The organism is Streptomyces sp. XD-27 (assembly GCF_030553055.1).
Classification (GTDB): Bacteria; Actinomycetota; Actinomycetes; order Streptomycetales; family Streptomycetaceae; genus Streptomyces.
In genome coordinates this window covers 5,770,820-5,790,362 of record NZ_CP130713.1, presented here as the reverse complement: position 1 = coordinate 5,790,362, position 19,543 = coordinate 5,770,820, and the positions used below count along the sequence as shown (strand labels likewise).

14 protein-coding genes and 1 pseudogene are annotated in these 19,543 nt (G+C 72.8%); 3 read left to right on the top strand and 12 right to left on the bottom strand.

Translation table 11 applies throughout. The annotated features are described in order from the left end of the window. Positions 1 to 51: 51 nt before the first annotated feature. From Q3Y56_RS25310 to Q3Y56_RS25280, 7 genes and pseudogenes are all read right to left on the bottom strand, one after another. On the bottom strand, positions 52 to 714 hold the full coding sequence (locus tag Q3Y56_RS25310; RefSeq protein ID WP_304464126.1) for a TetR/AcrR family transcriptional regulator: 663 nt from the start codon (positions 712 to 714) through the stop codon (positions 52 to 54). A 250-nt stretch (positions 715 to 964) separates the two neighbouring features. Continuing rightward, positions 965 to 2,569 carry a phosphoglycerate dehydrogenase gene (serA, locus tag Q3Y56_RS25305; RefSeq protein WP_304464125.1) on the bottom strand — a complete coding sequence of 535 codons (1,605 nt, stop codon included), beginning with the start codon at positions 2,567 to 2,569 and terminating at the stop codon, positions 965 to 967. A 595-nt stretch (positions 2,570 to 3,164) separates the two neighbouring features. Then, the gene (gene ilvC / locus Q3Y56_RS25300) at positions 3,165 to 4,163 is read right to left on the bottom strand and encodes a ketol-acid reductoisomerase (RefSeq protein WP_304464124.1); all 999 of its coding nucleotides are present in this window, start codon (positions 4,161 to 4,163) and stop codon (positions 3,165 to 3,167) included. 167 nt (positions 4,164 to 4,330) lie between these two features. Then, on the bottom strand, positions 4,331 to 4,855 hold the full coding sequence (gene ilvN / locus Q3Y56_RS25295; RefSeq protein WP_304464123.1) for an acetolactate synthase small subunit: 525 nt from the start codon (positions 4,853 to 4,855) through the stop codon (positions 4,331 to 4,333). A gap of 47 nt (positions 4,856 to 4,902) precedes the next feature. After that, entirely contained in the window at positions 4,903 to 6,783 is a 1,881-nt protein-coding gene (locus Q3Y56_RS25290; protein WP_304464122.1) for an acetolactate synthase large subunit, read from the bottom strand. Between the two features lie 243 nt (positions 6,784 to 7,026). Continuing rightward, a pseudogene (locus Q3Y56_RS25285) lies at positions 7,027 to 10,019 on the bottom strand (putative bifunctional diguanylate cyclase/phosphodiesterase). Between the two features lie 351 nt (positions 10,020 to 10,370). Beyond that, positions 10,371 to 11,339: a 2-hydroxyacid dehydrogenase gene (locus tag Q3Y56_RS25280; RefSeq protein ID WP_304464121.1), complete on the bottom strand. Its 969-nt coding sequence runs from the start codon at positions 11,337 to 11,339 to the stop codon at positions 10,371 to 10,373. A 75-nt stretch (positions 11,340 to 11,414) separates the two neighbouring features. Here Q3Y56_RS25280 and Q3Y56_RS25275 point away from each other — a divergent pair, with 75 nt between their 5' ends. The 3 genes from Q3Y56_RS25275 to Q3Y56_RS25265 all read left to right on the top strand — a co-directional run bounded on the left by Q3Y56_RS25275 (position 11,415) and on the right by Q3Y56_RS25265 (position 14,047). Beyond that, complete coding sequence (locus Q3Y56_RS25275) at positions 11,415 to 12,527, top strand: aldo/keto reductase (RefSeq protein WP_304464120.1); 1,113 nt, start codon at positions 11,415 to 11,417, stop codon at positions 12,525 to 12,527. 118 nt (positions 12,528 to 12,645) lie between these two features. Then, positions 12,646 to 13,806, top strand: a complete 1,161-nt coding sequence (locus Q3Y56_RS25270; protein WP_304464119.1) for a sorbosone dehydrogenase family protein — start codon at positions 12,646 to 12,648, stop codon at positions 13,804 to 13,806. Positions 13,807 to 13,879: 73 nt separating this feature from the next. Continuing rightward, a complete protein-coding gene (locus Q3Y56_RS25265) occupies positions 13,880 to 14,047 on the top strand; it encodes a DUF6191 domain-containing protein (protein WP_304464118.1) in 168 nt (55 codons plus the stop codon). Here Q3Y56_RS25265 and Q3Y56_RS25260 read toward each other — a convergent pair. The 5 genes from Q3Y56_RS25260 to Q3Y56_RS25240 form a co-directional block, all read right to left on the bottom strand. Then, the gene (locus tag Q3Y56_RS25260) at positions 14,025 to 17,159 is read right to left on the bottom strand and encodes an AAA family ATPase (protein WP_369696798.1); all 3,135 of its coding nucleotides are present in this window, start codon (positions 17,157 to 17,159) and stop codon (positions 14,025 to 14,027) included. The two genes, Q3Y56_RS25265 and Q3Y56_RS25260, sit on opposite strands and share 23 nt — an antisense overlap. 12 nt (positions 17,160 to 17,171) lie before the next feature. Next, positions 17,172 to 17,339 carry a hypothetical protein gene (locus Q3Y56_RS25255; RefSeq protein WP_304464117.1) on the bottom strand — a complete coding sequence of 56 codons (168 nt, stop codon included), beginning with the start codon at positions 17,337 to 17,339 and terminating at the stop codon, positions 17,172 to 17,174. 188 nt (positions 17,340 to 17,527) lie between these two features. Beyond that, on the bottom strand, positions 17,528 to 18,316 hold the full coding sequence (locus Q3Y56_RS25250; protein WP_304464116.1) for a DJ-1/PfpI family protein: 789 nt from the start codon (positions 18,314 to 18,316) through the stop codon (positions 17,528 to 17,530). Then, positions 18,313 to 19,317 carry a GlxA family transcriptional regulator gene (locus Q3Y56_RS25245; RefSeq protein ID WP_304464115.1) on the bottom strand — a complete coding sequence of 335 codons (1,005 nt, stop codon included), beginning with the start codon at positions 19,315 to 19,317 and terminating at the stop codon, positions 18,313 to 18,315. Before Q3Y56_RS25245 ends, Q3Y56_RS25250 begins: the two co-directional genes overlap by 4 nt. Further along, positions 19,314 to 19,541, bottom strand: coding sequence for a DUF397 domain-containing protein (locus tag Q3Y56_RS25240; RefSeq protein ID WP_304464114.1), 228 nt, complete (start codon positions 19,539 to 19,541; stop codon positions 19,314 to 19,316). The genes Q3Y56_RS25245 and Q3Y56_RS25240 overlap by 4 nt, the downstream gene beginning before the upstream one ends. Between the last annotated feature and the right edge of the window lie 2 nt (positions 19,542 to 19,543).

Below are 19,543 nucleotides of genomic sequence, written 5' to 3'. Positions count from 1 at the left end.
TCGTCAGGCGTGGCGATGTCGCGGGGCGTGAGATGCCGTCGGGCGTGGGTGTTACGCGTCGGGGCCGCGGTCGGTCGCCGAGGAACCGGCGATGCGCGACCGGAGGGCCTTGAAGCCGTCGGCGTCGATCGCGGGGCCGGGTGGGCCGCCCGCGGGGCGGTCGGCGCCGGGCGCGCGCAGCCCGTCGAGGTAGAGGTCCAACTGGCGGTGGGCGAGGGCGTCGTCGTACGGGACGACGCCGCCGGGCAGCGGCCGGCTCAGCCGGACGATCATCAGGGAGATGTCGCCGAAGGCCGCGTCGTCGCGGATCAGGCCGGCCCGCTGCGCGCGGGTGAGCATCTCCTGGACCGCGTCGACCGCGTCGCCGTGCACTCCGTCCAGCACCTCGTCCAGGTCGAACCGGCCCGAGAGGGCGGGCATCACGGCACCGACCTTGAGATCGAGCGCGGCGTGGGCGTACCGGCGCAGGCCCTCGGCCGGGTCGGTCTCCTCCGACAGCGCCGACCACGCGGCGCGGCCGAGCGCGGTGAGCACGTCGGTGGCGACCGCCGCGATCAGGGCGGCGCGCTCGGGGAACCGCCGGTAGAGCGTGGCGATGCCGACGCCGGCGCGCTGCGCGATCTCCTCCAGCGGAGCGTCCGGGCCCAGGTCGACGAAGACCTCACGGGCGGCTCGCAGCAGCTTCTCGCGGTTGCGCTGGGCGTCGGCGCGCATGGCAGACCTCCGGTGACCGGCAGGGAACGACCCATCAGGTGGATGAATTTTCTCCACTTAGAAGCCAGCGTAGCGGCGGGGCCCGCGATATTCAACGCACGATGAAAAAACCTCGGAGGCCGAACGGGAGCGGGCCCGGGAGCCGACCGGGAAAAGCACCGGGGCCCGGCCCTCGCGCGGTGGCGAGGGGCCGGGCCCCGGTGCTCGGTGGTGGGTGGTGGGTGGTGGGTGGCCGGTGTGTGTCGGCCGGTCAGTCGACCAGGTTGACCGAGCGCGCGCTCGTGGCGCCGATCTCCTCGGCGATCTCGCCGAGGACCGCCGCCGGGATGGTGTCGTCCACGGTCAGCGCCACCATCGCGGCACCGCCCGCCGTCGCCCGCGAGACCTGCATGCCGGCGATGTTGATGCCCGCCTCGCCCAGGATGCGGCCGAGGGTGCCGACCACGCCGGGCCGGTCGGTGTAGTGGAGGAACGCCATGTGGTCCGCGAGCGCGAGGTCCACGTCGTGGTCGCCGACCGCGACGATCTTCTGCAGGTGCTTGGGACCGGCCAGGGTGCCGGAGACGGCGATCTCGTCGCCGCCGGCCAGGGTGCCGCGCACGGTCACCACGTTGCGGTGCTCGGACGACTCCGAGCTGGTGGTGAGCCGGACCTCCACGCCGCGCTCCTGCGCGAACAGCGGCGCGTTGACGTAGGACACGGTCTCGTCGACGACGTCCTCGAACACGCCCTTGAGCGCGGAGAGTTCGAGCACCTTGACGTCGTGCTGGGTGATCTCGCCGTACACCTCGACATCGAGCCGGACCGCGACCTCGCCGGCCAGCGCGGTGAAGATCCGGCCGAGCTTCTCGGCCAGCGGCAGGCCCGGCTTGACGTCCTCGGCGATGACGCCGCCCTGGACGTTGACCGCGTCCGGGACCAGCTCGCCGGCCAGCGCCAGCCGTACGGACCGGGCGACCGCGATGCCCGCCTTCTCCTGCGCCTCGCCGGTGGAGGCGCCCAGGTGCGGGGTGACGACCACGTTGTCGAACTCGAACAGCGGGGACTCGGTGCACGGCTCCTTGGAGAACACGTCCAGGCCCGCGGCCGCGACCCGGCCCTCCTTGAGGGCGCTGGCCAGCGCCTCCTCGTCCACGATGCCGCCCCGGGCGGCGTTGACGATCCGCACCTCGGGCTTGACCTTGTGCAGCGCCTCGTCACCGATCAGACCGAGCGTCTCGGGCGTCCTGGGCAGGTGCACCGTGATGAAGTCGGCGGTCTCCAGCAGCTCGTCCAGCGTGAGCAGCTTGACCCCCATCTGCGCGGCCCGAGCCGGCTGCACGTACGGGTCGTACGCGACGATCTTCATCCCGAACGCGGACATCCGCTGGGCGACCAGCACGCCGATCCGGCCGAGGCCCACGACGCCGAGGGTCTTCTCGCTCAGCTCGACACCGGTGTACTTGCTGCGCTTCCACTCGCCGTTCTTGAGCGCGGCGTTGGCCTGCGGGATGTTGCGCGCGGTCGCGACCAGCAGGCCGCAGGCCAGCTCGGCGGCGGTGACGATGTTGGAGGTCGGCGCGTTGACGACCATCACGCCGGCCTTGGTGGCGGCCGCGACGTCGACGTTGTCCAGACCGACACCCGCGCGGGCGACGACCTTGAGCCGCTTCGCGGCGGCGATGGCCTCGGCGTCGACCTTGGTCGCACTGCGCACCAGGATGGCGTCGACGTCGGCGATGGCGGGGATCAGCTCGGCGCGGTCCGCGCCGGTGCAGTGCCGGATCTCGAAGTCCGGTCCCAGGGCGTCGACCGTGGCGGGCGACAGCTCCTCGGCGATCAGTACAACCGGTTTGCTGGACGAAGCAGTGCTCACGGGGTCCTCAGTCCTCACTAGTCCTTCGCGGACGACCGTCCCGACGGCCGAAGGCGGTGAAGGGGGCAGCCGCGCGGAAGACGCACGACGCTGTGAGCCTGAACGCGCTTGTGGAGAGCAGTGTAGTGGCGTACGGGCGGGAGTCCTGCGCCGTGACGGAAGTATCACCCGCGCGTGGCCCTTCCCACCCACCCGCCCTGACACCGGGGACCGCCCCCGGCCCCCTGTTACGTCGGGCAGGGCACCCGCACCTCCCGCGAGGCGGAGCCGAGCTCGACACACGCGCCCCGGCCGGCTCCCCCGCGCGGAGGCGCCCACGGCCGAGCCCCGCACCGGGCGAGACCTTCCCCAGCCCCGCCCCTCCCCGTAACCGGGGGCAGAGCCCCCGGACCCCCTGCTACACGGGCGGGCCCCCGCGAGGCGGGCGGGCCCGGGGCACGCGCCCCGGCCAGCTCCGCCGCGAGGAACTCCGCCCCGGCGATCGGCTCGGCGCGCGGGGCCGGCGGCCCGGCGACGGGCCCACCTGAACCACCGTGGTTCCGGGCTCGCCCGTCGATGGGCGAGCCCGGAACCACGGCCCCTAGCCGGGAGGCGGTTACGCCTCCTCGTCGACCCAGCTCATCAGCTTGCGCAGCTCCTTGCCGGTGGTCTCCAGCAGGTGGTCGCCGTCCGCCTTCTTGTACTCGTTGTACTTCGGCAGACCCGCGTGGTACTCGGCCATCCAGTTCTTGGCGAAGGTGCCGTCCTGGATCTCGCCGAGCACCTTCTTCATCTCCGCCTTGGTGGCGTCCGTGATGATCCGCGGGCCGGTGACGTAGTCGCCCCACTCGGCGGTCTCGGAGATCGACCAGCGCATCTTCTCCAGGCCGCCCTCGTACATCAGGTCCACGATCAGCTTCAGCTCGTGGAGGCACTCGAAGTACGCGATCTCCGGCTGGTAGCCGGCCTCGGTCAGTGTCTCGAAGCCCGCCTTCACCAGCGCGGCCGTACCACCGCACAGCACGGCCTGCTCGCCGAACAGGTCGGTCTCGGTCTCCTCGGTGAAGGTGGTCTTGATGACGCCCGCGCGGGTGCCGCCGATCGCCTTGGCGTAGGACAGGGCCAGCGGGAACGCAGCTCCCGAGGCGTCCTGCTCGACGGCCGCGATGCACGGCACGCCGCGGCCCTCCTCGTACTGGCGGCGGACCAGGTGGCCCGGGCCCTTCGGGGCGACCATGCAGACGTCGACACCGGCCGGCGGCTTGATGAAGCCGAAGCGGATGTTGAAGCCGTGGCCGAAGAACAGCGCGTCGCCGTCCTTCAGGTTGTCCCTCACGGACTCCTCGTAGACCTTGGCCTGGATCGGGTCCGGCACCAGGATCATGATGACGTCGGCCTCGGCCGCCGCCTCGGCCGGCGTGACCACGCGCAGGCCCTGCTCCTCGGCCTTGGCCTTGGACTTGGAGCCCTCGTGCAGGCCGACCCGCACGTCGACCCCCGAGTCGCGCAGGGACAGCGCGTGGGCGTGGCCCTGGCTGCCGTATCCGAGAACCGCGACCTTGCGGCCCTGGATGATGGACAGGTCGGCGTCGGCGTCGTAGAACAGCTCGGCCACTTCGGGTATCTCCTAAAGTTTCGGGGTGTGCGTCCCACCGTATGACGGACGGGTGGGGGCAGGTGGCGGGGTCTCGCTATACGGTCCGGGGTGCGGACCGTATCGGCCTGCGGTCCGGGTGCGGATCGCCCGGCCTGCGGTCCGGGTGCGGACCGTGGGCCGCGGGCTTACGCGGACCGGTCGAGCGCGCGCAGGCTCCGGTCGGTGATGGAGCGGGCGCCGCGCCCTATGGCGATGGTGCCGGACTGCACCAACTCCTTGATGCCGTACGGTTCCAGCATCTTCAGCATGGCTTCGAGCTTGTCGGCGCCGCCGGTGGCCTCGATGGTGACGGCCTCCGGCGAGACGTCCACGGTCTTGGCGCGGAACAGCTGGACGATCTCGACGATCTGGGAGCGCGTCTCGTTGTCGGCGCGCACCTTCACCAGAACGAGTTCGCGCTGGATCGCGGAGCTGTCCTCCAGCTCGACGATCTTGAGCACGTTGACGAGCTTGTTGAGCTGCTTGGTCACCTGCTCCAGCGGCAGTTCCTCGACGTTCACCACGATGGTGATCCGGGAGATGTCGGGGTGCTCGGTGACGCCGACAGCGAGGGAGTCGATGTTGAAGCCCCGGCGGGAGAAGAGGGCGGCGATCCGGGCGAGGATGCCGGGAGTGTTCTCCACCAGGACGGAGAGCGTGTGCTTGGACATGGGCTCGTCTCTCTAGGACTCGGAAGTCTCTCTCGAATCGTCTTCGCTCAGTCGTCTTCGCTGTAGTCGCCGAAGTCCGGGCGGACGCCGCGCGCCGCCTGGATCTCGTCGTTGGAGGTGCCCGCGGCCACCATCGGCCAGACCATCGCGTCCTCGTGGACGATGAAGTCGATGACCACCGGGCGGTCGTTGATCGCGTTGGCCTCGGCGATGACCTTGTCCAGCTCGTCCGGGCTCTCGCAGCGCAGCGCGACGCAGCCCATGGCCTCGGACAGCTTCACGAAGTCCGGGACGCGGGTGCCGGCGCCGGGCTGCGTGCCGTCCGCCTCCGGGCCCGAGTGCAGCACCGTGTTGGAGTAGCGCTGGTTGTAGAAGAGCGTCTGCCACTGGCGGACCATGCCCAGCGCGCCGTTGTTGATGATCGCGACCTTGATCGGGATGTTGTTGAGCGCGCAGGTGACCAGCTCCTGATTGGTCATCTGGAAGCAGCCGTCGCCGTCGATCGCCCAGACCGTGCGGTCCGGCTGACCGGCCTTGGCGCCCATCGCCGCCGGGACCGCGTAGCCCATCGTCCCGGCGCCGCCGGAGTTCAGCCAGGTGGCGGGCTTGTCGTAGTCGATGAAGTGGGCGGCCCACATCTGGTGCTGGCCGACGCCCGCCGCGTAGATGGTGCCCTCGGGGGCGAGCCGGCCGATGCGCTGGATGACCTGCTGGGGCGAGAGGCTGCCGTCCTCGGGCAGGTCGTAGCCCAGCGGGTAGGTCTCGCGCCAGCGGTTCAGGTCCTGCCACCACTCGGCGTACCGGTCCCGCGCCGCCGCCCCGGCGTGCCCGGAGGAGTCCAGCTCGGCCTGGACCGCGACGACCAGGTCCGCGATGACCTCGCGGGCGTCGCCGACGATCGGCACGTCGGCGGCGCGGTTCTTGCCGATCTCCGCCGGGTCGATGTCGGCGTGCACCACCTTGGCGTGGGGGGCGAAGGAGTCGAGCTTGCCGGTGACGCGGTCATCGAACCGGGCGCCGAGCGCGACCAGCAGGTCGGCCTTCTGCAGGGCCGTGACGGCGGCGACCGTGCCGTGCATGCCCGGCATGCCCAGGTGCTGCGGGTGGGTGTCGGGGAAGGAGCCGAGCGCCATCAGCGTGGTGGTGACGGGCATGCCGGTCAGCTCCGCCAGCACCTTGAGCTCGGCCGTGGCGCCGGCCTTCATCACGCCGCCGCCGACGTACAGCACGGGGCGCTTGGCCTGGGTGATCAGCCGGGCGGCCTCGCGGATCTGCTTGGCGTGCGGCTTGGTCACCGGACGGTAGCCGGGCAGGTCGGTCTGCGGGGGCCAGACGAAGGTGGTGCGGGCCTGGAGGGCGTCCTTGGCGATGTCGACGAGCACCGGGCCGGGGCGGCCGGTGCTGGCGATGTGGAACGCCTCGGCGATGGTGCGCGGGATGTCCTCGGCCTTGGTGACCAGGAAGTTGTGCTTGGTGATCGGCATGGTGATGCCGCAGATGTCCGCCTCCTGGAAGGCGTCCGTGCCGATCGCCTTGGAGGAGACCTGGCCGGTGATCGCGACGATCGGGACGGAGTCCATGTGGGCGTCGGCGATCGGGGTGACCAGGTTGGTGGCCCCCGGCCCCGAGGTCGCCATGCAGACCCCGACCTTCCCGGTGGCCTGGGCGTACCCGGTGGCGGCGTGGCCCGCGCCCTGCTCGTGGCGGACCAGAACGTGCCGGACCTTCGAGGAGTCCATCATCGGGTCGTACGCGGGAAGGATGGCACCGCCGGGGATACCGAACACGGTGTCGGCCCCGACCTCCTCAAGCGAGCGGATGAGGGACTGCGCACCCGTGACGTCGTGCTCGACGGTGGCGGGCTGCTGCTGCCCGCCGCTACGGGTCCGCGGCTGCGGATGGTGGGACCCGGAGGCCTGCTCGGTCATCGCGTTCTCTTCTCGAAGATGAGGGTGTGTGCGGGGGCCGGTGGAGCGCCCCCCGGTTGTGTTTGCGGGGGTATGTCAGGTTCTTGTGCAAGAAAAAACCCCTCGTGCCGTGAGGCAAGCGAGGGGAGCGCGCCGGAGAGGTCCGCAGGGCTTCATGGATGGCCCTGCTCAGCCGACGCGCTTTCCAAGTACGAGAATTCGGGTGCGCATGGCTCCGACCCTCTCCCCGAGACCTGGTGAGTGTCAAGTGGGTGGGACGGGGGTCTCATTATTTGAGCGCAACGGGGGATGGGTATGCGGCTCCGGGCGCCTGCTGCCGTGCGGGGTGCCCAGGTGCTGAGCGCCGCCCGGACCCGCGCTCAGCGCCGTGCTGTGGCCTCCGGCGTGCCGCACGGGCAGCGCCGCGGCGGCCAGTACGGGCGCGTCCGTACGCGGCACGGCGTACGCCCCGCGGGTCAGCGCCCGGCGCAGCCGGTTCTCGTCCAGCGGCCCGGAGAACGCCGGGCCCTGGGCGTGGGTGCAGCCCATGGCCCGCAGGGCCACGACCTGCTCGGGCAGGTCCACTCCCTCCGCGACGGACTGCATCCCCAGATCGCCCGCGATCCGCAGCAGCCCCGAGGTGATCTTGTGCAGCCGGGAGGACTCCACCACGCCTTCGACCAGGCCGCGGTCCAGCTTGAGGATGTCGATGGGCAGCCGTCGCAGGGCCCGCAGCGCCGCGTACCCGCCGCCGAAGCCGTCCAGCGCGATCCGCACGCCCAGTCGGCGCAGCGAGGCGAGGCGGTGCTCCAACTCGTCCAGCGGGACGCGCGGATCGCTGTCGGTCAGTTCCAGGATCAGTGCGCCGGACGGCAGGCCGTGCCGGGCCAGCAGGGTCTCCACGGCGCGGGGCGGCATGGCCCGGTCCACCAGGCGCCCGGCCGGGAGCCGGACGGAGACCGCGGTCACGTGGCCGGCGGCCCGCCGCCGGGCCGCCTGTTCGACGGCCGCCTCCAGCGTCCAGCGGCCCAGCTCGGCCATCCGGGCCGCTTCCTGGGGGCCGCTGCCGCCGCGGCCTGATCCGAACTCTGTTCGGGAGGTGCCCCCGGAGGTCACGCGCAGGAACTCGGCCGGGGTGAAGAGGATGCCCTGGGCCGAGCGCCAGCGCGGCTGGGCGGCGACGGCGGTGATGCGGCCGGTGCTCAGCTCGGCGACGGGCTGGTGCAGCAGCACGAACTCGCCTTCGTGCAGGGCGGCCCGCAGCCGGGTGGCGAGCTCGGCGCGGCGCGCGACCTCGGCCTGCATCTGCGGCGCGTACAGCTCGACGCGGTTCTTGCCGGCGGACTTGGCGCGGTACATCGCCAGGTCGGCGTTGCGCATCAGGGCGCCGGGGCCGATGCCGGGCTCGGCGAAAGCGACGCCGATGCTGGCCGCGACCCGGACCTCGGTGCCGCCCTCCACCCGGTAGGGCTGGGAGAGCGCGACCCGCAGCCGGTCGGCGATCTCCAGGACGTGGCACTCGCGGGCGGCGTGGTCGTCGTCGCCGTCGCCGAGGATGAGGGCGGCGAACTCGTCGCCGCCGAGCCGGGCGGCGCAGTCGCCGGAGCCGGACCGGACCGATTCCTGGAGCCGGCGGGCGGCCTGCACCAGCAGTTCGTCGCCCGCCTGGTGGCCGACGGTGTCGTTGACCGCCTTGAAGCCGTCGAGGTCGATGAAGAGCACGGCGGTGCCCGCGTCGGTACGGCGGCGGCCGCCCAGCGCCTGGCGGACGCGCTTGGTGAACAGGGCCCGGTTGGGCAGGTCGGTGAGCGGGTCGTGTTCGGCGTTGTGCTGGAGCTGCGCCTGGAGGCGGACCCGCTCGGTCACGTCGCGGCTGTTGAAGATCAGCCCGCCGTGGTGGCGGTTGACGGTGGACTCCACGTTGAGCCAGTCGCCCGAGCCGGAGCGGAACCGGCACTCGATCCGAGTGGTCGGCTCCTCACCGGCCGGGGCGGCCAGGAATCTGCGGACCTCGTGGACGACCGCGCCGAGGTCCTCGGGGTGGATGAGCGAGGCCAGTTCGGAGCCGACGAGTTCGTCGGCGTCCCGGCCGTAGACCCCGGAGGCGGCCGGGCTGACGTAGCGCAGGATGCCGGTCGGGGCGGCGATCATGATCACGTCGCTGGAGCTCTGCACCAGCGAGCGGAAGTGGTTCTCCTTCTGCGCCAGTTCCTGCGTGAGGGTGATGTTGTCGAGCAGCATGATCGCCTGCCGGACGACCAGGGCGAGCACCACGCCGCAGGCGGTGAAGATCACCGTACCGTCGACAGGACTGCCGTCCATGACGTTGTAGAGCACGCCCAGGGTGCACACGGCGGCGGCCAGGTACGGCGCGAGCGCGGCGAGGGAGCCGGCGATGGGCCGGGGGGCGGCGCGCCGCGGCGGGCCGGGGCGGACGGCCGGTCGGCGCCGGAGGCGGAGCGGGTGATCCACGGGGCGTAGGCCAGCAGGATCGAGCCGGCGAACCATCCGGCGTCCAGGATCTGTCCGGAGCGGTAGTGCTGGCGCAGCACGGGCAGCGTGAACAGGGCGTCGCACAGCACGGTCAGGGCGAGCGCCGCGATGGCGGTGTTGATCGCGGAGCGCTGGGCGGGCGACCTCTTGAGATGAAGGGCCAGCACCATGGAGACCAGGACGATGTCCAGCAGCGGGTAGGCGAGGGAGAGCGCGGCGCGCGCCACGCTGGCGCCCTCGCCGCTGAGTTGCGCGCTGTGCGCGAGGGCGAGACTCCAGGAGAGGGTCAGCAGGGATCCGGCGATCAGCCACGCGTCCAGGGCGAGGCAGATCCAGCCGGCCTTGGTGACCGGGCGCTTGGCCAGGACCAGCAGTCCGACGATGGCGGGCGGCGCGAAGAGCAGGAAGCAGAAGTCCGCGACCGAGAGGGTGGGGACGGACCGGCCGAGCACGACCTCGTACCACCCCCAGACGGCGTTGCCCAGCCCCGCCATGGCGGAGGAGACGGCGAACAGCATCCAGGCGGGGCGGAACCGGCCGGAGCGCGTCCAGCCGAACCAGAAGCAGGACGCGGCGGCGGTGAAGGCGGCGGCGCTCAGCCCGAAGTCGCCCATGATGACGGCGACGCGCGGCGATCCCCAGCCGAGCACGGCGCCGGTCGCGTAGCCGCCGCACACCAGGGCGAGCACGACCTGCCGCAGCAGCCCGCCACCGCCGCGGGAGGTCACCGACGGCCGGGCCAGGACCGCCCCTGTGGTGCTCATCGGACTGCCGTCCGCCGCGCCGCACGGCGGGTGCCGGGCCGTATGGCACGCCGCGACCGGTGTGCCGTACGTCGCGCGAGGGGGTGGGATAGCCGCCCTCGACACCTGAGTCGCGTCGGGTCGTTGATCCATCGGCTGTACATCGCCCGTCGCCCCCCTCACGTTCTGGTCCTTCGCTGCCGCCGTTCGGACACTGGCGCAGCCCCCGCTCGGGACGATACACCAGTCGGTCACTCAGGGACATAGGCCATGTACGTAGCGTAAGCACGGAGAGCCGGATGGACACGGACCGCATACATTCGGTGCCTGTGCGTGGTGCCAGCGGCATGTGGAGCCCGTCCGGGCCCCCGGTCAGCCGGTGACGGCGACCACGTGACCCAGCGGCTCACCCGCCGCGAACCGGTGCAACTGGGCGCGCAACAGCCGCTTGGCGCGCGGCAGGAAGGCCGACGAGGGACCTCCCACATGCGGGGTGATGAGCACTCCAGGAGCGTGCCACAGCGGATGGCCCGGGGGCAGGGGTTCGGGGTCGGTGACGTCCAGCGCGGCGCGCAGCCGGCCGCTTCGCAGCTCCGCCACCAGAGCCTCAGTGGTCACAACCTGCCCACGGGCGACATTCACCAGCAGCGCGCCGTCCTTCATCCGCGCCAGGAAACCCGCGTTGACCAGGCCACGCGTGGCCTCGGTGAGCGGCGTGCACACGATCACCACATCCGCCTCGGGCAGCAGCCGCGGGATTTCATCGACCGGGTGCACGGGGCCGCGCTCAGTGGCACGTCCGGAGCGCGCGACGCGCACCACCCGCTCACACTCGAAGGGCATGAGCCGGTCTTCGATCGCACTCCCGATCGCACCGTACCCCACGATGAGTACGGACTTGTCGGCGAGGGCCGGACGGATGGTCGGAGCCCACTCCTGGGCGTCCTGTGCGCGGACGAAGCCGGGGATGTCGCGCAGGGCGGCGAGGGTGAGGGTGAGGGCGAGTTCGGCGGTGGACGCGTCGTGGACCCCGGCGGCGTTGCACAGCCGCACCCCCGGCGGCAGCGAGGCGAGGGCCGGCTCCACGTGGTCGATGCCCGCGGTGAGGGTCTGGATGACACGTAGCCCGGTCATGGCGGGCAGCGGGCGCACCGAGACCTCCACGCCCTTCATGTATGGCACGCAGTAGAACGCGCAGCGCGCCGGATCGGTGGGGAAGTCGGGGCCGCCGTCCCAGTGCGCGTACTCCAGGCCGTCGGGCAGGCCGTCGATCTCCTCCGGCGGGATGGGCAGCCACGCCAGTGGCGGGGAGTTGGGGACATCGCTGTGATCTGCGCTCATACGTGGAGGCTAAGCGAATGCGCGCGGGAGGCAGACGTTAGTTTGGGGGCCGAGGAACGGGGAGGGTCACAGCAGGTGGAGCGCAGGACGATCGGTGCGGCGGCACTGGAAGTGGGGGCGATCGGCCTCGGGTGCATGCCCATGAGCTGGGCGTACACCGCGTCCCAGCGCAGCGGCGAGGGCTCGGTACGCGCCGTGCACGCCGCGCTCGACCAGGGGGCGAGCCTGCTCGACACCGCCGACATGTACGGGCCGTATCTGAACGAGCTGCTGGTGGGCCGGGTCCTCAAGGAGCGGCGCGAGGACGCCTTCGTGTCCACCAAGTGCGGCCTGCTGGTGGGCGAGAGCCACATCGTGGCCAACGGGCGGCCCGGGTACGTGAAACGGGCCTGCGACGCCTCGCTGCGTCGGCTGCAGACGGACGTGATCGACCTGTACCAACTGCACCGGGCCGACCCCGAGGTGCCGATCGAGGAGACCTGGGGCGCGATGGCCGAGCTGGTCGCCGCCGGGAAGGTACGGGCCCTGGGGCTGTGCGCGGTGGGCGCACGGGCCCAGCGCGAGGCGGACCAGCGGGCGAAGCGCGTCCAGGGCAGGTCGGGGGCGCCGGACGGCCGGCCTGGTGCCGGGACGCAGGGGGACAGCCGGCCGGGTGCCGGGATGCACGCGGACCGCCGGTCCGGTGCCGGGATGCACGATGGGACGCTCCGTCAACTGGAGCGGGTGCAACAGGTGTTCCCGGTCAGCTGCGTGCAGGCGGAGCTGTCGGTGTGGTCGCCGGAGGCGCTGGCGGCGCTGGTGCCGTGGTGCGCTGCGCGCGGGGTGGGGTTCCTGGCCGCGATGCCGCTGGGCAACGGCTTCCTCAGCGGCACGCTGACGCCGGGTCAGGGCTTCGAGCCCGACGACGTACGGGCCCGGCACCCCCGGTTCACGGCCGAGATGATGGCCGCGAACCAGCCGATCGTGGCCGGGCTGCGGCGGGTCGCCCGGCGGCACGGCCCGGGTACGACGGCGGCGCAGGTGGCGCTGGCGTGGCTGCTGGCGCAGGGCCGGCACGTGGTGCCGGTGCCGGGCGCCAAGCGGGAGCGGTGGGCGGTGGAGAACTGCGCGGCCGCGGAACTTCGCCTGACGGACGAGGACTTCGCGGAGATCGCGTCGCTGCCGCCGGCGCGGGGTTCGTGGGACTGAGATCGGCGCTTCGCACCGCCCCGGCCCCGGCTCCCGGACGGGCCTGTGGATAACCCGAAATGGGGCGGTGGGGGCGGCTAGTCTGGCCGCAGCCGATGCCACCGAGAGGATCCCGATCGTGCGACGCCCTGGTGTGACCGCTGTGCTCGCCGCTGCCGCGCTGTTCGCGGCGGGGTGTTCGTCCGACAGCGACGGCAGGCCCTTCGAGCGGCGCACCAGCGGCTCCCCCCGCGCCAGTTCCCCGCACTCCGGCAGCCCGTCCCCCACCCGGCCCGCGGCACCCGAGCGCGGGTCGGCGAAGGTGGTCCGCACGGTCGCCACCGGCATCGAGTCGCCGTGGGGGCTCGCGCCGCTGCCCGAGGGCGATCTGCTGGTGTCCTCGCGGGACTCCGGGAAGATCTTCCGGGTCGCGGCCGACAGCGGCAAGACGACCGAGGTGGGCTCGGTGCCGGGGGTCTCCCCCGGCGGCGAGGGCGGGCTGCTGGGCCTCGCGGTCCCGCCGGACTTCGCCACCAGCCGCATGGTCTACGCCTACTTCACCACCGCGTCCGACAACCGCGTCGCGCGGATGCTGTACGACCCGGAGCGCCCCGCGGGCGACCAGCTGGGCGCCCCCGACACGATCTTCCGGGGCATCCCCAAGGGCACCGTCCACAACGGCGGGCGGATCGCCTTCGGCCCGGACAAGATGCTGTACGTGGGCACCGGCGAGGGCGGCGACCGGGGACTGGCCCAGGACAAGAAGTCCTTCGGCGGCAAGATCCTGCGGATGACGCCGGACGGCGAACCGGTGCACGGCAATCCGGACGCCGACTCGGTCGTCTACTCGTACGGCCACCGCAACGTCCAGGGCCTGGCCTGGGACCGCGACAAGCGGCTGTGGGCGAGCGAGTTCGGCCAGGACACCTGGGACGAGCTGAACGTGATCGAGCCGAACGGCAACTACGGCTGGCCCGAGGCCGAGGGCAAGGCGGGCGAGGACGGCCTGGTCGACCCGGTCGAGCAGTGGAAGCCCGCCGAGGCCTCGCCCAGCGGCATCGCGTACGCCAAGGGCTCGATCTGGATGGCCGGGCTGCGCGGGGAGCGGCTGTGGCGCGTCCCGCTGCGCGGGAAGGAGCCGGTGGCCGAGCCGCAGTCCTTCCTGGAGGGGAAGTACGGCCGGCTGCGCACCGTGGTGGCCACCGATGACGGCGGGCTGTGGCTGACCACGAGCAACACCGACGGGCGCGGCGACCCGGACAAGCAGGACGACCGGATCCTGCGGGTCGAGATCTCCTGACTTCTCTCCCCCGGTCCTTTTCGAACCCCCGTGCCTACACTGGCCGGTATCCGCATACAGGGACGGGGGCCTGATGTTCAACCCCATCGAGGAACTGTTCGCACCCGGTCGCAAGCACACCGAGGACGAGCGCAACCGCCTGGAACTCACCCGCGAGGACCAGGGCGACGGGGATCCGGGCCGGGGCCCGGTGGACCTGGACTCCGGCCACGTGGTGATCAGACCGCGCCGGGCAGGCTGACCAGCCGCAGGCGGTGCGCCACCGCGCCCGCCTCGCCCCGGCTGGACACCTCCAGCTTGGCCAGGATGTTCGACACGTGCACGCTGGCCGTCTTCGGGGAGATGAACAGTGCCTCGGCGATCTGCCGGTTGGTGCGGCCCGCGGCGACCAGCGCCAGGACGTCGCGTTCGCGCGGCGTGAGCCCGAGCGCGTCGGCCGGGTCGAGGTCGCAGGCCGGGGCGGAGGCGGGGGCGGCGTCAGGCGCGGTAGCGGGGGCAGGGGCGTCGGCGGCGTCCAGCGGGAGCCGCGCGCGGCGGGCGAGCAGGACGATGCCCTCGCCCAGCGGCCGCGCGCCCAGTCGCTCGGCGGTGGCGTGCGCCTGGGCGAGCAGCCGGCCCGCCTGGTCGCGCGCCGCCCTGGCCCCCGTACCGCCGGAGGCGGTGGCCAGCAGCGCCTCCGCCCAGCGGTGGCGGGCCTGGGCGAGCTGGTACGGGCGGTGCAGCGGCGCGAAGGCGGCGGCCGCGCGTGCCCAGGCGTCGGCGCTGTCCCGGCCCTCGGCGCGCAGGAGTTCGGCCTCCAGCATCAGCGCGTGCGCCTTCCAGACCGGTACGGACTGCGCGACGCCCCGCGCCGTGGCACGTATCCGGCACAGCACGGCCTCCCGGCCGTCGTCGGCGGCGGGCAGGCCGCGGGCGTCCGCCTCGGCCGTCGCGGCGGCCAGCAGCAGCGGCCAGGCGTATCGCTGGGTGCCGGGCGCGAAGCCGGTGCGCAGCACCTCGTCCAGGGCGGCGCGGGCGTCGAGGATCCGGCCGCGGGCGGCGGCCAGCTGCAACGCGTACCGCAGGAGGAGGAGCACGAACTGCGGTTGGGGGTCGTGCGTGCCGTAGTGCTCGGCGGCAATCGCCCGTTCGCGTTCGGCGGTCTCCCAGTCGCCGCGGAGCAGCGCCAGGTGAGCCAGGCGACTGGCGGCGGTGCCCAGTGGTTTGAGCCCCACGGCCAGTCTGCGGGCGTCGGCGGCCGCGGCTTCCGCCTCGGCCCAGCGGCCCAGGGACAACAGCGCTTCAGCCTGGTTGCCGCGGACCCACGCCTGGGCGTCCGGCATACCGAAGCGCCCCAGGACCTGGATGCCGGCCTCGGCGACCTCCAGGGCCTCGGCGGACCGGCCCAGGGCCTCCAGGATGGAGGTGAGGTTGGTGTAGGCGCGTCCCAGGACGGTGATGTCGCCGCGCTCCACGGCGCGTTCGCACACGGCGCGCATCTCGGCGAGGCCGCCGGCCTCGTCCCCGGCGTCGACGGTCAGCCAGCCGAGGGTGACCCGGGCGTTGAGTTCGGTGCTCTCCGCGCCGACGAGCCGGGCCAGTTCCACGGCGCGTTCGGCGGCGGTGCAACTGTCGGGACCCGGCTGGTGCATGGTGCCCCAGATGGCCGCGTACGCCAGGACCTCGGCGTGCACGGCGGACGGCGGCAGGCCGCGCACCAGCTCCTGGGCCCGGCTCAGCTCGGCCGAGCCGTCGCCGCGCCCCAGCACCTCCATGAGCTTGGCGCGCTGCAGCCAGAACCACGCTGCCCGCAGCGGATCGTCCCCGTGCTTCAGCTTGCGCAGCGCGCGCTTGCTGATGGCCAGGGCCCGCTCGCCCTGCCCCGACATGTGGGCGGCGACCACCACCTCTGCCAGTAGGTCCAGGTGGCGCAGGGCCTCGTCGTCACAGCCGCAAGCGGGGTAGACCTCGGCGTAGTCGAAGGGGCGCTGGGCCTCGCGGATCTCGCGCGGCACGTCGTCCCACAGCTCCATGGCCCGCTCCAGCAGCCGCAGTTGCTCGGCGTAGGCGTAGCGGCGGCGGGCCTGGACGGCGGCGCCGAGGACGGCGGGCAGTGCCTTGGCCGGATCGTGCGCGTGGTACCAGTAGCTGGCCAGCCGGGCGGCCCGCTGGTCGGCCCGGACCAGTCCGGGGTCGGCTTCCAGCGCCTGGGCGTAGCGGCGGCGGAGCCGTGCCCGCTCGCCGGGCAGCAGGTCGTCGGTGACGGCCTCGCGGACCAGGGCGTGCCGGAAGCGGTAGCCGTTGTCGTCGCCCGTGGGCTGGAGGATGTTGGCGCCGACGGCGGTGCGCAGTGCCTCGATCAGCTCGTCCTCGCCGAGCCGGGCGACGGCCCGCAGCAGCCCGTACTCGACGGTCGAGCCGCCCTCGGCGAGAATCCGCACCACACGCTGGGCGTCCTCGGGCAGTGCCTCGACGCGGACCAGCAGCAGGTCCCGGAGGGATTCGCTGAGCCCGCTGGAGCAGCCCTCGCTGATGCTGCGGGCGATCTCCTCGACGAAGAAGGCGTTGCCGTCGCTGCGCCGGAAGACCTTGTCCACCAGGGTCTCGTCGGGCTCGGTGCCGTTGATCCCGGCGATCTGCGCCCGTACCTCGCCGCGGGTGAACCGCGCCAGTTCGATCCGGCGCACGGTGCGGGCGCGGTCGGTCTCGGCGAGGAAGGGCCGCAGCGGGTGGCGGCGGTGGATGTCGTCGCTGCGGTACGTGGCGACGAGGACGAGCCGGGCGCGGTGCGGCGACCGGGCGGGGTGCAGGGACCGGAACAGGTACCCGAGGAGTTCGCGGGTGGAGCGGTCGGCCCAGTGCAGGTCCTCGATGGCGACGACGAGCGTGCGGTCGGCGGCCAGCCGCTCCAGCAACCGGGTGGTGAGCTCGAAGAGCCGGGCCCGGCCGTCCTCGTCGTAGGACTCGCGGGTGGTCTCGCCGAGTTCGGGCAGCAGCCGGGCCAACTCGCCCTCCTGGCCCGCGGCGGCCTGCGCGAGCACGTCGCCGCCGAGCTCGCGGTGCAGGGCGCGCAGCACGGCGGAGACCGGCGCGAACGGCAGGCCGTCGGCGCCGATCTCCACGCACCCGCCGACGGCGGTGACGGCCCCGGCGGCCTCCGCCGCGGCCAGGAACTCCTCGATGAGCCGGGTCTTGCCGACGCCCGCCTCACCGCCGACGAGGAACGCCGCGGTCTCACCCGCCGCGGCGCGGGCGAGCGCGTCGCTGAGCTCGGTCAGTTCGTGGTCGCGGCCGATGAACACCGGGCTGACGGAGGTGGTCTGCACGCCGTCGAGGATCGCACAGGGTTCCGGCGTGCCGACACCGTGTTCCATCGCGTCGCGGGGTCAGGCGGCGACGTCGTACCGCGGCGCGGCCGCCCGGTCCCGGCGCCTGCTCACCCGCCCCTCCGGTTCGTCGGGTACGGAGCGGCGGGCGCGGCCGACGAGCCGCTGCCGGTCCGCCTCGCGCATGAGGTCGGTCTGGCGGGCCTTGTGCAGTTCGAGGTGGAACATCGTGTTCTCCCGTGGTGACGAAGGGTCGTTGACGTGTCTCCACCTTCGTCTCCCAGGTAGGTAAGGCACATCGGGAGAGTGACTGATCTTCGCGCGCGTAAGGGCCTTAGGTCATGCCGGTGAACGGCGCCTGTGCTCCCTACCCGCCCGGTGCTTCCTACCCGCCCGGTGCTTCCTGCCCGGCCTCATCACCCGTGCGAGTCGTCCGATTCGGCGAGCAGCCGCAGCGCCAGCTCCTTGAGCCGGGGATCGGCGTCCGCCGCGCTGCCCGAGTCGAACGGGGGCCGCGGGTCGTACTCGATGGCCAACTGGATCGCCTTCGCCGTGGTGTCTCCGGCGATCAGGGACGCCAGGTACAGCGCCATGTCCACGCCCGCGGAGACCCCGGCCGCCGTGATGATCTTCCCCGACCGCACGGAGCGCTCGGCCACGTACGTCACATCGAACTCGGACTCCAGATAGTCCGCCGACGCCCAATACGTCGTCGCCTTCCGCCCGTCCAGCAGCCCCGCCGCCGCGAGGACCAGCGATCCGGTGCACACCGAGGTCGTCCACCGGCTGTTCCGGTGGATACGCCGTATCCAGCGCAGCAGCGCCTGGTTCTTCATGGCCGCGACCGTGCCGCGGTTGCCCGCGCCGGGCACGAGGAGGACGTCCAGGCGATCGACCTCGGCGATCGAGCGGTCGGCCACGACGGCCGCGTCCCCGGTGTCCGTACGGACCGGGCCGCGCCGCTCGGCGATCATCGTCACGTTGGCGCCGGGCAGCCGGGACAGCACCTCCGCCGGGCCGGTGGGGTCCAGCAGGCTGTAGCCGTCGTACAGCAGGATGCCGATCTCCGGCCCGCCCTTGGCCCGCCGCTCGCCGCGCCCCTCGGCGTGCGCGGTCCCGGCGGCTGGGATGCTGCCCGCGGCGGCGAGTACGGCGGTGGCCGCAGAGCCGCAGAGGACCGCCCTGCGTGAAGTCGAATGCGTCATGGGACGGCAGTCTGCTGCCCGGACGGAACGCGCGCCCGCGGCATGTCCGGCATCCTGCGAATCATGTCCCCGCCGGCCCCGTAATGGTCCAGGAACGCCTCCCGCAGCGTCTGCGCCGACCCGAACCCGCAGCGCCGGGCGATCACGGCCAGTGGCAGGTCGCTGGAGCGCACGAGATGGACCGCCGCCTCCGTGCGGGCGGCGCGTACGGCGCGTGTCGGGGTCGTGCCGAGATGCGCGGTGAACAGGCGGGTGAGGTGCCGCGTGCTCACCCCCGCCCGAGCGGCCAGCGCCCCGGGCGTCAGGTCCTCGGTCAGATGACCGGCGATGTAGCCGACAAGGTCCCGTACGAGCCGGTCGCCGGGCGGTGGCGCGGCCAGGAACATGCTGATCTGGGCCTGGTCGGCGGGCCGGTGCAGATACGAGACCAGTTCGCGGGCGACGGCGCGGGCCAGCGTCGGCCCGTGGTCGTCCTCGATCAGGGACAGCGTCAGATCAAGCGCGCTGGTGACCCCGGCGGACGTGTAGACGTTGCCGTCACGGATATGGAGCGGCCCGACGTCCACGGCCACGGCGGGATGGCGGGCGGCGAGCTGCTCGCCGAACCTCCAGTGCGTGGTCGCCCGCCGATCGTCCAGCAGGCCGGCGGCGGCGAGCACGTAGGCGCCGGTGCATACGGAGGCGACGCGCCGACTCCGCCCGGCGAGCCGCCGCACGTGCTCCAGCAACTGCCCGTCCGCCGCCGCGTCTTCGTACCCGGGGCCGCCGACGACGAGCAGCGTGTCCAGTGGCCCGGTGACTGACTCCAGCCCGCGCTGGGCCCCGAGCACGATCCCGGCGGAACTGCGGGCCGCCCGGCGGCCGAGGGTGCCCAACTCGACGGCGTAGGGAGGGGTCGCGCCGTGCCGGTTGGCGATGTCGAGAGCGCCGCTGGGGCAGGCGATGTCGAGGATCTGCGCGTCGTCGTACGCGACGATGAGGACGCGGCGCGGGTCGCTCACGCTCCGGCGGGGAACTCTCCGCGCTTGACGGCCGCGACGAAGGCCGCCCACCCGGGCGGGTCGAAGACGAGGGCGGGGCCGTGGGGGTTCTTGCTGTCGCGGACGGGGACGCCGGTGGGGTGGCCGTCGAGCACCTCGATGCAACTGTCCTTGTCAGGCCCGCTGTACGACGACTTACGCCAACCGCTCAGCAGGGATGCGTCTGGGATGGTGTGCTCAGTCACGG